The sequence below is a fragment of the Pseudomonas sp. B21-023 genome (genome assembly GCF_024749165.1).
GTDB lineage: Bacteria > Pseudomonadota > Gammaproteobacteria > Pseudomonadales > Pseudomonadaceae > Aquipseudomonas.
In genome coordinates this window covers 2,329,808-2,344,496 of the sequence record NZ_CP087190.1, presented here as the reverse complement: position 1 = coordinate 2,344,496, position 14,689 = coordinate 2,329,808, and the positions used below count along the sequence as shown (strand labels likewise).

Genomic DNA, 14,689 nt, shown 5'->3' with positions numbered 1-14,689 from the left:
TCCCGCTAAGCGATCAGATTATCTATTTCCTGTGCAGTAAGACGTTTCAAGGCCTCCAAGGATTTAGTCAGCTCGTCATGGGCGTTGGCGACCTGCCCCGACTTGCGCTCCACTACCTGGCTGAAGTCGGCCAGCGTGGCCTGCTCGAACAGCTCGTTGAGACTCAGGTCGACGCCCAGTTGCTCGCGCACCCGGCCGATCACCTGGACGATCAGCAGCGAGTGCCCGCCGAGGTCGAAGAAGTTGTCCTGCAGGCCCACCCGCTCGACCTGCAGCACCTCGGCCCAGATCGCCGCCAGCTTGCGCTCCAGCTCCGTGACCGGTGCCACGTGGGCTGCCTGCAACTGGCTGGCATCCGGCAGTGGCAGGGCCTTGCGGTCGAGCTTGCCGTTGGGGGTCTGCGGCATGCGCGTCAGGCCGACCAGATGGCTCGGCACCATGTAGTCCGGCAGGCCGGCCTTCAGGTGCGCACGCAGCTCGCCGCGCAGCGCTTCCACGCTTTGCTGCGCATCGTGCAGCACCAGGTAGGCCGCCAATTGCTTGCCGGCCGGGCCATCGATATCGATCACCGCGGCCTCGCGGATCGCCGGGTGCAACAGCAGGCGCTCCTCGATTTCGCCCAGTTCGATACGGAAGCCACGGATCTTCACCTGGTGGTCCAGGCGCCCGACGTACTCGATCACCCCGTCCTCGCGGTAGCGGGTCAGGTCGCCGGTGCGATACAGGCGCGCGCCCGGCTCGCTGGCGAACGGGTCCGGCACGAAACGCTCGGCGGTCAGGCCCGGGCGGTTGTGGTAGCCCCGCGCCAAGCCGTCGCCGCCGATCAGCAACTCGCCACGCGCCCCTTGCGGCAGCACGTCGAGCTCGTCGCTGAGCACGTGCAGGCGGGTGTTGGCCAGCGGCCGTCCCAGCCACACGTCGTCGCTGTCGGTCAGGTAATGGCAGGCCGACCAGATGGTGGTCTCGGTCGGGCCGTAGACGTTCCACACATGCCCGGCCTGGGCGATCAGGCGCTGGGCCAGCTCGGCGCTCAGTGCCTCGCCGCCGCACAGCACCTTCTTGCCGGCAAAGGCGCCGGGCGCCGCGGCGTCCAGCAGCATGCGCCAGGTCGACGGGGTGGCCTGGACGACGCTGACCGCCCGGGCCTGGATCACCGCCAGCAACGCCTGCGGGTCCTTGTTCACCTGCTCGCCCAGCAGCACCACGCAGGCTCCGCGCAGCAACGGCAAGTACAGCTCAAGGCCGGCGATGTCGAACGACAGCGAGGTCAGCGACAGCACCTTGTCATGAGCATCGATACCCGGCTGGCGCGCCATGCTGCAGAGGAAGTTGACCAGCGCGTCGTGGCGGATGGTCACGCCCTTGGGCTTGCCGGTGGAGCCGGAGGTGTAGATCACATAGGCGAGGTTTTCCGGGTGCGCCAGCGGGCGCGGGTTGTCCTGGCTGTACTCGCCCGGCAGCGCCTGGTCCAGGCACAGGCTGTGCACCTGCGGCGGGATCGGCAGGCGTTGCAGCAGGGGGCTCTGGGTCAGCAGCAGCGCAATACCGCTGTCCTCCATCATGTAGGCCAGGCGGTCCTCGGGGAACTGCGGGTCCAGCGGCACGTAGGCGCCACCGGCCTTGAGCACCGCCAGCAGGCCGACAAGCATGTCGAGGCTCCGCTCCACCGCGATCCCCACCAGCACATCGGGGCCGACGCCCAAGCTGCGCAGGTGGTGGGCCAGGGCGTTGGCGCGCTGGTTCAGTTGCGCGTAGCTCAGCGACTGCTCGCCCAGCACCGCGGCGACGGCCTGCGGCGTGCGGGCAGCCTGTGCCTCGATCAGCTGCTGGACGGTCTGCCCGCGCGGGTAGTCGGCGGCGCTGTCGTTCCAGGCGTACAGGGTGCGCTCGCGCTCCTCGCGGCTCAGCAACGGCAGTTCGGCGACGCGCTGCCCGGCGTCCTGGCAGATGCCCTGCAACAGGTTGCGCCAGTGCTCGGCCATGCGCGCTACGGTCGCCGGCTCGAACAGGCTGGTAGCGTAGGTCAGGGTCGCGCTCAGGCCGCCTTCGTGTTCGGCAGTGTCCAGGGTCAGGTCGAACTGTGCGGTCTGCTTGTCCGACACCAGCCCCTGCAGGCTGAGGCCCGCAAGTACGCGGGATTCACCCAGCACCTGGGTCTGGTGGTTGAACATCACCTGGAACAGCGGGCTGTGGCTCAGGCTGCGCTCGGGCTGCAGGGCTTCGACCAATTGCTCGAAGGGCAGCTCCTGATGCGCCTGGGCGCCCAGGGCGGTGTGCTTGACCTGTTGCAGCAGTTCGTCGAAACGAATCTGCGGCTGGAAGCGCGCATCCAGCACCTGGGTGTTGACGAAGAAGCCGATCAGGCCTTCGGTCTCGGCCCGGGTGCGGTTGGCCACCGGCACGCCGACTCGGATGTCCGACTGGCCGCTGTGGCGATGCAGCAAGGCCTGGAACGAGGCCAGCAGGAGCATGAACAGGGTCACGTCATGCTGCCCGGCCAGTGTCTTGAGCTGGGCAACCAGGCTTGGCTCAAGGTCCACCGGCAGGCGCGCACCCTCATACTGCTGCACCACAGGGCGCGGGCGATCGGTGGCCAGTTCGAGGATCGGCTGGGTGCTGCCCAGGCGCGCCTGCCAGTAGTCGAGCTGGCGCTGTTGTTCGCCGGCTTCCATCCACTGACGCTGCCAGGCCGCGTAGTCGGCATACTGGAAGGCCAGCGCCGGCAGTTGCGGGGCCTGGCCTTGCAGGTGGCTTTCATAGCCGCGCACCAGTTCGTCGACCAGGATCGGCATCGACCAGCCGTCAGCAACGATATGGTGCAGCACCAGTACCAGCACATGCTCGTCGGCGCCCAGGCGCAGCAGGCGGGCGCGCAGCAACGGGCCGTGTTGCAGGTCGAACGGATGGCGCACCTGGGTCTCGACCCAGGCCTGCACGCCGGCTTCGTCCAGGGCCGCCGTGGTGATGTCCAGCGGCGTTTGCAGACGCGCATGCACCACCTGCTCGGCACTGTCGCCCTGCTGGCGGAAGGTGGTGCGCAGGGTTTCGTGGCGGGCGACCAGCGCGGCGAAGCTGCTGCGCAGTGCCTCGATATCCAGTTCGCCCTTCAAGCGCAGGGCCGACGGGATGTTGTAGGCGGCACTGCCCGGTTCCAGCTGCCAGAGGAACCACTGGCGTTGCTGGGCGTAGGACAAGGCCAGCGTCTGGTTGCGGTCCACGACGCTGAACGCCGGTGCCTGGCTGGCCGCACCTTGGCCGGCGGCCTGGGCGAAGGCTTGCAGGTCGGCGGATTCGAACAGGCTGCGCAGCGACACTTCCACATTCAGGCGCTGGCGGATCCGCGAGGTGACCTGGGTGGCCAGCAACGAGTGGCCGCCGAGTTCGAAGAAGTTATCGTGCAGGCCCACCTGCTCGACTTTCAGCACCTCGCTCCAGATCGCCGCCAGTTGCTGTTCCAGCGCCGTGCGTGGGGCCACGTAGCCCTGTTGCAGTTGGCTGGCGTCCGGTTTGGGCAGGGCCTTGCGGTCCAGCTTGCCGTTGGCGGTCAGTGGCCACTGGTCCAGTACCAGGAAATGCGTCGGCACCATGTAGTCCGGCAGGTTGGCTTTCAAGTGCTGTTTCAGCATGTCGCGCAGGGTTGCCTGGCCTGCATTCGCGTCCTGGGCGATCAGGTAGGCCGCCAGTTGCTTGCCCCCTGCCCCGTCGATATCCAGCACCAGCACTTCCCGCACTGCTGCATGTTCCTGCAGGCGTGCTTCGATCTCACCCAGCTCGATACGGAAGCCACGGATCTTCACCTGATGGTCGATACGGCCCACGTACTCGATCACGCCCTGTTCGCGGTAACGCGCCAGGTCGCCGGTGCGGTACAGGCGCCCGCCTTCGCTGGAGAACGGGTCCGGCACGAAGCGCTCGGCGGTCAGCGAGGCGCGGTTGTGGTAACCGCGTGCCAGGCCGGCGTGGCCGACATGCAGCTCGCCGGTGCAGCCCTTGGCCACCGGGTTGAAGTCGGCGTCCAGCACGTACATCGACAGGTCCGGAATCGCCGCACCGATCGGGCTGCCCGCCTGTTGCGTGTCGGCGAAGCGGATCGGCCGGTAGGTCACGTGCACCGTGGTCTCGGTGATGCCGTACATGTTGATCAGGTTGTCGCAGTCCTCGCCGAAGCGCTCGAACCATGGCTGCAGTGCAGCTACGTCCAGCGCTTCGCCGCCGAAGATCACATAGCGCAGCGCAAGGTCGGATGCACTGTCACAGGCCACGCGCATCAGCGGTTTGAATGCCGACGGGGTCTGGTTCAGCACCGTCACGCACTGCTCCACCAGCAACTGGTGGAAGTCCTCCGGCGAACGGGTCACCTCACGCGGCACGATCACCAGACGACCACCGTGCAGCAGCGCACCGAAGATCTCCCACACCGAGAAATCGAAGGCGTACGAGTGGAACAGCGTCCACACATCCTGCGGGCCGAAGCCGAACCAGGCATCGGTGGCCTTGAACAGGCGCAGCAGGTTGTGGTGCGGCAGCAAGGTCCCTTTCGGCTTGCCGGTCGAGCCCGAGGTGTAGATCACATAGGCCAGATTGTCTGGCCGGGTCAGGTGCTCCGGATTCTCGTCGCTGTAGCCGGTGAGATCATCTTCCAGCTTCAGGCTGCGCACGTGCGCCGGCACGGGCAGATCGGCCAGCAAATGGCCTTGAGTCAGCAGCAACTGAATGCCGCTGTCTTCCATCATGTAGCTCAGGCGATCCTGCGGATACTCCGGGTCCAGCGGCACATAGGCGCCACCGGCCTTGAGGATCGCCAGCAGGCCGACGATCATCTCGAAGCCGCGCTCCACCGCGATGCCCACCAGCACATCCGGCCCCACGCCCTGCGCGCGCAGCTTGTGCGCCAGGCGGTTGGCGCGGCGGTTGAGCTGGTCGTAGCTCAGCGCCTGGCCGGCAAAGGTCACGGCGATCGCTTCAGGCGTACGCGCCGCCTGCGCTTCGATCAGCTCCTGGGTGCAAGCCGTAGTTGGATAGCTGGCAACCATCTGCTGGTCTTCCACCGGCAGGCTAAGCGCACCCAGGGCACGCTGACCATCAGCCGCCAACTGCGAGAGCAGGTGCTGGAAGTGCCCCGCCAACTGGTCGATGGCCAGCTCGCTGAAGCACTGGCGATCAAAACTGAAGCTCGCCTCCAGGCGCTCACCCACCTGTACCACCAGGGTCAACGGGTAGTTGGTCTGTTCCTGGTTCTGCACCTCGCCGAACTGCAGGCCTTGCGGCGCGCCCTGTTGCAGCGCCTCGGCGACCGGGTAGTTCTCGAAAACCAGAATGTTGTCGAACAGTGCCTCGCCGCTCCAGCCGGCCCAGCGCTGGATCTCGTAGAGCGGCGTGTGCTCGTGCTCGCGCAGGGCCAGGTTCAACCCTTGCACGTGCTGTACCCAGTCGCCGACGGTCTGCTCCGGGCGCGGGCTGGCGACCACCGGCAAGGTGTTGATGAACAGCCCCAGCTGCTCCTCGACGCCCGCGAGCTCCGCCGGGCGGCCGGCCACGGTGGCGCCGAAGGTCACGCTGGCCTGGCCGGTGTAGCGTTGCAAGAGCAACAGCCACGCGGCCTGGACCAGGGTATTGAGGGTGACCCGCTGCTCCCGGGCGAAGTCCGCCAACTGCTGGGTCTGTTGCGGCTCGAAGCGCAGCGCCAGGCTGCCATGGCCTTGTCCCTGGGCCGAGGACTTGAACGCCTGTACCAGTCGCGTTGGCTCGTCCAGCTCGGCCACCTGGGCGCGCCAGAAGGTTTCGCTGGCCTGCTGGTCCTGGCCTTGCAGCCACTGGATATAGTCGCGGTAGCGGCTGGTCCTGGCGCTCGGGGCGACGCCGCTGTAACGCTGCAGCACCTCGCCGAGCAGGCGCGAGCTGCTCCAGCCGTCCATCAGGATATGGTGGCAGGTGTAGATCAGGTGATGGCCGCCGTCAGCCGTGCGGATCAATGTCAGGCGCAGCAGCGGGCCGCTGGCCAGGTCGAAGCCAGCCTGGCGCTCGGCCTGGGCCACTGCGTCCGGATCCTGAGCCTGGTCGAGCTCGACGAACGGCACCTGCACCTGGCGCCGTACCACTTGCACAGGCAACGGCAGGTCCTGCGGGAAGCAGCTGCGCAGCACTTCGTGATTGTCCACCACCGCCTGCCAGGCCGCGCGGAAGCGCGCCACGTTCAGGCCCCGCACGTTCACGCGCAGCTGGTTGATGTAGTTGCCTGCTTCCTGCTCATAAAGGCTATGGAACAACATACCCTGCTGCATCGGCGACAGCGGATAGAGGTCTTCGATTTCCCCGGCCGCCAGCGGCAGGCTGTCCAGTTGCGCCTGGGTCAGCTCGGCCAGCGGGAAGTCCGATGGCGTGACGCCCTGGTGCGGCGCCTGGGCGCAATGCTCGACCAATTCGGCAAGCACCTGCTCGTAGCGGCGCGCCAGGGCTTCGATGGTCTCTGGGTGGAACACCTCACGGCTGAAGCTCCAGTCCAGCTCCAGCTCGCCCTGGTAGACCTGGCCGTTGATGCCGAGCCAGTTGCCCAGTGGGCTGTCCAGGCCCTGTGTGGCGCCACTGCCCTCGCTGGCCGGGGTGAACAGGGCACCTTCAACCTCTGCGAAGCTGCCGTCGAACTGGCCCAGGTAGTTGAACGTCACCCGTGGCTGCGGCAATGCCGCCAGACGCTCGCGCAGATCGGGCTCGCCGAGATAGCGCAGCACACCATAGCCGATGCCTTTGTTCGGCACCGAACGCAGTTGTTCCTTGATTGCGCACAGCCCCTCGCCAAGCCCTTGGGCCGGCGTCAGGCGTACCGGGAACAGGCTGCTGAACCAGCCCAGGGTGCGGCTGAGGTCCAGCTCCGGGAACAGGTCTTCGCGGCCATGGCCTTCGAGCTGGATCAGTACCGAATCCTCTCGGGTCCAGTCGCACAGTACCCGTGACAAGGCCGCCAGCAGCAGGTCGTTGACCTGGGTGCGGTAGGCGGCGGGCGCCACTTGCAGTAGTTTGCGGGTCAGCGTGGCGTCCAGGCGTGACGAGGCATGGGCGACGTGACGATTGGTCTGGGCGCCCGCCGGGTTATCGCGGGGCAACTCGCCGCCAGCGGCTTCAAGGCCGCGCAGCCAGTGTTCGGCCTCGGCCAGCAGTTCCGGGCTGCGGGCATAGGCGCCAAGGCGCTCGGCCCAGGCCTTGAGCGAGCTGCTCTTGGCTGCCAGCGTCACGGCCTTGCCGGCGGCCAGGGCCGTGTAGGCCAGTTGCAGGTCTTCCAGCAGTACCCGCCAGGACACACCGTCGACCACCAGGTGGTGGATCACCAGCAGCAAGCGCTGCTGGCCCTCGGGCAGTTCTACCAGCAGCGCCCGCAGCAGCGGCCCCTGGGCCAGGTCGAGGCTGCGCTGGGCCTGCTCGGCCAACGCCGGCAGCTCGGCCAGGTCACTCAGTTGACGAACCCAGAGGATATCGTCGGCCTTGGTGGGCTGGAATTCGGCCTGCCAGGCCTCGCCCTGGGTGAAGCGCAGCCGCAAGGCATCGTGCTGAGCGACCAGCGCCTGCAATGCGCCTTGCAGGTGGTCAGCGCCAAGGGCCTGGGTCGGTTTGAGCAGCAGGGCCTGGTTCCAGTGCTGGCGCTCAGGGATAGCGGTTTCGAAGAAGCGTGCCTGGATCGGCAGCAATGGCATCGAACCACTGACCTGCTCGACCGCCACGGCCTTTTTCTCGATGCGCTTGGCCACCGCCGCCAGCTGGCCGATGGTCTGTTTCTCGAACAGCTGCTTGGGGCTGAGCTTGATGCCCTGGCGCTTGGCCCGAGCGATGATCTGCAGGCTCAGAATCGAGTCGCCGCCCAGCTCGAAGAAGTTGTCGGTGCTGCCGACCTGGTCGAGCTTGAGCACCTCGGCCCAGATGGCCGCCAGGGCCTCTTCGATCTCGCCGACCGGCGCGGTGTACTGACGCCGGGCGACGCCCGGCGCCGGCAAGGCGCGCTTGTCCAGCTTGCCGTTGGCGGTCAGCGGCAGGCGGTCCAGGACCAGGATCTGCGCCGGCACCATGTAGTCCGGCAGTCGATCCTGCAGTTGCTGGCGCAAGGCTTCACCCTGCAGCCCCTGGCCCACGCACCAGCCGACCAGCTGCAGACGGCTTTCGTCGCCTTCCACCGGCTGCGCCAAGACGACCGCCTCGGCGACCCCGTCCAGCCCCCGCAGCACTCGCGCCACCTCGGCCGGCTCGACGCGATAACCGCGCACCTTGACCTGGTCGTCGGCGCGGCCGATGAATTCCACTTGGCCCGAACGATTGCGCCGCACCCGGTCGCCACTGCGGTACAAGCGCTGGCCAGGCCGCGTCGGGTCCGGCAGGAAGCGTTCGGCGGTCAGGCCCGGCTGGCCCAGGTAACCCTGAGCCACGCTGGCGCCACCGATGTACAGCTCACCGGCGACCTGATCGGCCACCGGGTTGAGCACATCGTCGAGCAGCAGCACATGGGCGCCCGGCAAGGGCTCACCCACCGGCACGGCACGGGCGCCCTCAGCGAGCGCGGCCACTTCATGGGTCAGCACGCCGACCGTGGTCTCGCTCGGGCCATAGTGGTTGATCAGGCGGCAGCCCGGCTTGAGCCGGCGTACCTGCTCCACCAGGGCTGGCGTGCAGGCCTCGCCACCGACGATCAGTGCATGCTCGGGCAGCACATCGGCGGGGTTGCCGGCTTGCAGCAACGCCGCCAGGTGGCCGGGGACGATCTTCAGCACACCGACCTGGTGTTCGGCCATGTAGCGGGCGAAGGCGTCCGGGTCGAAGCCCAGCGCTTCGGGCAGTACATGCAGCAGGCGTCCGGAACACAGGGCACCGAACAGCACGGTGTGGCCCAGGTCGGCGGCGATGGTCGAGACCAGCGCCATGCTCGCCCCCGGCGCAGGCGCCAGGCGTTCGAGCAGGCCGGCGACGTAGCTGGCCAGGGCGCCATGGCTGACCAGTACGCCCTTCGGCTGACCAGTGGAGCCGGAGGTGTGGATCACATAGGCCGGCGATTCGGCCCACAGCGTGAGCGCCGGCGCGTTGGCCGGCAGGTCCTGCCATTGTTCGGGGACATAGGCCAAGGTCAGGCGATCGGCGGCGGCCAGGCTGGTCAGTCGCGCATCGCCGGCGGCACACAGCAGCACCTTGGCTTGCGCGGCGTCGAGCATCTGCCGCAGGCGCGTTTCAGGCGCCTTGGTGTCCAGCGGCATGTACACGGCGCCAGCCTTGAGGATACCGAGCATGCAGGTCAGCCAGTCCAGCGAACGCTCCATCAGCACCACGACCGGTTGGCCGCTGACCACACCCTGCTGTTGCAGGTGATGGGCCAGGCGGTTGGCGGCCTGGTCCAGAGCGGCGAAGCTCAGGCTCTGCTCCAGGCTGCAAGCGGCAAGCGCCTCGGGCTGCCGGTGCACCTGCTGCTGCCAGTGTTCCAGCACCAGCGCCGGCACCTCACGCTGCGGCGCCTGCTCGCTGCGCAGCGGCGCGGCCAGGCGGTGCAGCGGCAACTGCGGGGCGTCGAGCAGCTGGCCCAGCAACTCGATGAAGGCCGGAATGAAGGCCTCTACGGTCGAACGCTGGTAGAGGTCGCTGGCGAAGGTCATTTCGCCATGGATCAGCTGGCCGTCGTCGGTGATGTCCAGCGCCAGGTCGAAGTGGGTGCCGACCTTGTCCAGCGGGTACTCGGCGACACTCAGGCCCGGCAAGGCCAGCGAGCGTTGGCGCTGCATGCCGACGTTCTGGTTGAACTTGACCTGGAACAGCGGATTGTGGCCGAGGTTGCGCTCCGGCACCAATGCGTCCACCAGTTGCTCGAACGGCAGTTCCTGATGCGCCTGGGCGCCGAGTACCGCTTCGCGCACCTGGGCCAGCAGGTCATCGAAGCTCAGGCGCTCGTCCACCTGGCAGCGCAGCACCTGGGTGTTGACGAAGAAGCCAATCAACCCCTCGACCTCGGCACGGCCGCGGTTGGCGTTGGGTACGCCGATGCGGATATCGCGCTGCCCGGCCTGGCGCGACAGGAACAGCGAGAAACCGGTCAGCACCAACATGAACAGGGTCATGCCCTGCGCGCGGGCATAGCCGCCCAGGCGTCGGGACAGCTCGACGCCAAAGTCGAAGCCCAGGGTCTGGCCATCGAAGCTCTGGGCCAGTGGACGCGGGTAGTCTGCGGCGACCTCCAGCAGCGGTTGCTCCTCGCCCAGCTGCTGGCGCCAGTAGTCGAGCTGGCGCTCGCCCTCCCCGGCCTCCAGCCAGCTGCGCTGCCAGATGGCGTAGTCGGCGTACTGCACCGCCAGCGCCGGCAACTGCGGCGCCTGGCTCTGGCTGAACGCCTGGTAGCTGTGCACGAACTCCTTGACCATCACATCCATCGACCAGCCGTCGGAGACGATGTGGTGCATGCACACCAGCAGCACATAGTCCTCGGCCGCCAGCCGGTACAGGGTGGCACGCAGCAGCGGGCCGTGCAGCAGGTCGAACGACTGGTGACTGGCCTCGCGCACCCGCGTGGCCAGCTCGGCCTCACGCTGGTCAGTGGCGATGGCGGTGAGGTCGACCTGTTCCAGGGGCACGGCCAGATGATCGAGGATCACCTGGCGCGGCTGTTCGCCCTCGACCTGGAACACCGTGCGCAGCGCCTCGTGGCGCGTCGCCAGGTAGTCGAATGAGCGCTGCAGTGCTGACACATCGAGCCGGCCGCTCAGGCGCAGGCCAGCAGCCATGTTGTACGCCGCGCTGTGCGGCTCCAGCTGCCAGAGGAACAGCAGGCGCTGCTGGGCGAAGGACAAGGGGATGCTGGCGAACTCGTGCCGTGACTCGACCACCGGCAACAGGCTGAAGTCCTTGCCGTCCTCACGCAGCTTGGCGAGGAACTGCCGGCGCTGCTCCAGGGGCAGGCTGACGAACCGTTTCGCAATGCGTACCGCCATGTTGCCACTCATGCCTCAACCCCTTCCAAGGAACCCAGGAACGCGTCCATATCCGACCAGTCATCATCCGTATCGCCGCCCTGCAGCCGGGCCAGCTCGGCGGCCAGGTCACCCAGCGCCGGTTGTTCGAACAGGCTGCGCAACGGCAGCACCAGGCCCAGCTGATCCTTGATCCGCGCCAGCACCTGGGCGGCCAGCAACGAGTGCCCGCCGAGTTCAAAGAAGTGATCGTCCAGGCCAACCTTCGGCACGTTCAGCACCTGCATCCAGATCTGCGCCAGTTGTTGCTCGACGGCGCTCTGCGGCGCCCGGTACTCGGCCTGCAGCGCACTAGGGTCCGGCGCCGGCAGGGCTTTGCGGTCCAGCTTGCCGCTGGGCGTGAGGGGCAGGCGCGGCAACAGCAGCAGGTGGCCGGGCACCATGTACTCGGGCAGGCGGGCCTTGAGCAGGCTGCGTACCTGCTGGCGCAAGCGCGCCTGTTCGGCGGCATCCTGTTCGGCGGCGTCAGGCACCACATAGGCCACCAGTTGCAGGCCGCCGGTCATCGGCAGGGCCAGCACCACCGCTTCGCGAACCCCCGGGCACTGTTGCAGGCGCGCCTCGATCTCGCCGAGTTCAATGCGGAAACCGCGCACCTTGACCTGGTGATCGACGCGGCCGATGTATTCGATTGCGCCATCGCTGCCCAGGCGCGCGCGGTCGCCGGTGCGGTACAGGCGTTCGCCCTGGGCGAACGGATCGGCGACGAAGCGCTGGGCAGTCAGTGACGGCTGGCCGTGGTAGCCACGGGCCAGGCCCGGGCCGCCGATGTACAACTCGCCCACCGCGCCCTGGGGCAGCAGTTCGAGGTCATCATCGAGGATGTACAGGCGACGCTGCGCCAGACCCTGGCCAATGGGGATGCCACGCCAGGACACTGCCTCGTGGCCGAGCCCGGTGCAGTCGTGAATGGTCGAAACCACCGTGGCCTCGGTCGGACCATAGGTGTTGAGCAGCCGCACATGGCCCAGCCCTGCCAGTTGCCACAGGCGCAGCCCGTCCACCGCCATTGCCTCGCCGCCGACGTGGATCTGGCGCAGCGCGCCGTAGCTGGCCGGCGGACGCGCGGCGAAGTCCTGCACCAGCCAGTACCAGTAGGCGGCCGGCAGGTCGGCGAGAGTCACCCCGTGCTCGATCAGCACTTCGTGCAGGGCGGCGCTGTCCCACAGGCGGGTATCGCGCAGCACCACGCAGGCGCCATGGCACAGCGGCGGGAAGAACTGCTCGACGAAACCATCGAAGCTGCTGGTGGCGAACTGCAGCACCCGGTCGCCTTCGCGCAGGTCGCTGTAGTCGATGGCGCGGGCGATGAACTCGCTCAAGGCGCCGTGGCTGATCGCCACGCCCTTGGGCCGGCCGGTGGAGCCGGAGGTGTAGATCACATAGGCCAGGTTGTCGGGCACGACGGTCAGCGGCAGGTCAGCGGCCGGCTCGTCCGCCAGTGCCAGCTGGTCCAGGCACAGGCAACGCACTGCCTCCCGCGCCGGCAAGCCGGGCAACTGCCCGGAAGTGGTCAACAGCCACTGCAGGCCGCTGTCCTCGAGTACGTGGTCCAGGCGCTCGGATGGGGCCTGCAGGTCCAGCGGCACATAGGCGCCACCGGCCTTGAGCACGGCCAGCAGGGCCACGGCCAGGTCCAGCGAGCGATCCAGGGCCACGCCGACCAGGCTGTCGGGGCCAACGCCCTGGCGACGCAGGAAATGGGCCAGGCGATTGCTCCGGGTGTTGAGCTCGGCATAGCGCATCGACGGCGCCTCGGCGCCATTGGCCAGGATCAGCGCCAGGGCCTCGCCGCTGCGCGCGGCCTGGGTTTCGAACAGGCGCTGCACCGGCTCCCACGGCGCCACATCGGCCACCGGGCACAGCAACGCCTGGCGCTCGGCCTCGGCCAGCATCGGCAGCTCGCCCAGGGGCTGGCGCGGATCGTTGCACACCGCGCGCAGCAGGTTGCGCCAGTGCCCGGCCAGGGCACTGATGGTGGTTTCATCGAAGATATCGGTGGCATAGGTGAAGGCGGCGAACACCTGCTCGCCCTCCTCGCGGGTATCGAGCATCAGGTCACTGGTGGCCGCATGCTGGCGGCGGCTGCCGGCCAGTTGCTCGGCGCTCAGGTAGCCCACGCGCAGGCCGCAGTCCAGGCGCACGTCCTTGAGGTCGGTGACCAGCGGCTGGTGGTTGAACATCACCTGGAACAGCGGCGTGTGGCTTTGGCTGCGCTGGGGCTGCAGGGCTTCGATCAGCGCGTCGAACGGCAGGTCCTGGTGCGCCTGGGCACCGACCGAGGCCTGGTGCAGGCTGCGCAGCAGGTCGCTGAACGGCGTCTGCGCGCTGAACTGGCTGCGCAGCACCTGGGTATTGACGAAGAAGCCGACCAGCCCCTCGGTTTCGCTGCGGTTGCGGTTGGCGATCAGGCCGCCGACGCGGATGTCGGCCTGCCCGCTGTAGCGGTACAGCAGGGTCTTGAACACCGCCAGCAGCACCGTGGAGAGCGTCACGCCGTGCTGCTGGGCCAGTTGCTTGAGATCTTCGCGCAGGCCAACGTCGAGCACCAGCTCCAGGCGCTCGCCCAGGTGGCTGGGCTGGGCCGGATAAGGCCGGTCGGTCGGCAGCTCCAGCAACGGGTGCTCGTCGCCCAGTTGCTCGCGCCAGTAGTCCAGCTGGCGCTCGCGCTCACCAGCCTCCAGCCAGCTGCGCTGCCACAGTGCGTAGTCGCGGTAATGCACCTTGATTTCCGCCAGCGCAGGCTCGCGCCCCGCCACCAGGGCGTCGTAGCTGCGCATGAATTCGTCGATCAGGACGTTCATCGACCAGCCGTCGGCGATGATGTGATGCAGGGTCAGCAGCAGCACATGCTCCTGGGGCGCCAGGCGCAGCAGGGCGATGCCGAACAGCGGGCCGCGCTCGAGGTCGAAGGCCTGGGTCGCCTGGGCCGCCATCTGCTGGTGCGCGCGCTCCCAGCGCGTGGCTTCGGGCAGATCGGCCAGGTCGAACAGCTGGATGCCTACCGGCGTTGGCTCGGCTACCCGCTGCACGGCGCGCTCGCCGTCCTGGGCGAAGGTGGTGCGCAGGCATTCGTGGCGGCCGACCAGCAAGGTGAAGGCCCGCTCCAGTGCCTGGACCTGCAGCTCGCCTTCCAGGCGCACGGCCATCGGCAGGTTGTAGGCGGCACTGTGGGGTTCCAGCTGCCAGAGGAACCACATGCGCTGCTGGGCGTAGGACAGGCCGTCGCGCTCGCTCAGGCCGACACAGGACGACATGGGCAACTGCGCGAAATCGATACCCTCGCGTCGCATCCCCTCGAGGAACAAGCGACGCTTGTCCAGGGGCAACTCGATGAAACGGCGGGAAAGTTTCTGGGCGTCTGCGGCATTCATGTGTGGGGTCCTTGCTGATCGGCGGCGCGACCGGAAGGTCCGGGCGCATCAACAAGAACGAATGGGCGGGGGGATGATTTAGCTTGAGCGAGGCGGCGCCTGCGAGATCGAGCGCCGCCCGCGCGGCGCATCGCGGATGAATCCGCTCCTACATTTGTTGCAACGTGGCCATGCCTGATAGGCCATGGTTGTAAGCCTTGTACGCTAGACGCGATGTTTCGGTGGGCATTGCTGCCGCCCCACCTGTCTCAAGCCTTGCGCCAAGGCTGGCAACCATGGCCTGACAGGTTCGGCACGTTGCAACAAATGTAGGAGCGGATTCATCCGCGA

At 67.7% G+C, this 14,689-nt stretch carries 2 protein-coding genes; both read right to left on the bottom strand.

Annotated features, from left to right (window positions below):
- Nucleotides 1-5: 5 nt before the first annotated feature.
- Nucleotides 6-10,958 carry a non-ribosomal peptide synthetase gene (locus LOY42_RS10685; protein ID WP_258600556.1) on the bottom strand — a complete coding sequence of 3,651 codons (10,953 nt, stop codon included), beginning with the start codon at nt 10,956-10,958 and terminating at the stop codon, nt 6-8.
- A complete protein-coding gene (locus LOY42_RS10680; RefSeq protein WP_258600554.1) occupies nt 10,955-14,359 on the bottom strand; it encodes an amino acid adenylation domain-containing protein in 3,405 nt (1,134 codons plus the stop codon). The genes LOY42_RS10685 and LOY42_RS10680 overlap by 4 nt, the downstream gene beginning before the upstream one ends.
- Nucleotides 14,360-14,689 lie beyond the last annotated feature (330 nt).

Bases quoted from the DNA above. Each gene is read 5' to 3' on its own strand.
- LOY42_RS10685 (WP_258600556.1), bottom strand. From the start codon at position 10,958: ATGAGTGGCAACATGGCGGTACGCATTGCGAAACGGTTCGTCAGCCTG.
- LOY42_RS10680 (WP_258600554.1), bottom strand. From the start codon at position 14,359: ATGAATGCCGCAGACGCCCAGAAACTTTCCCGCCGTTTCATCGAGTTG.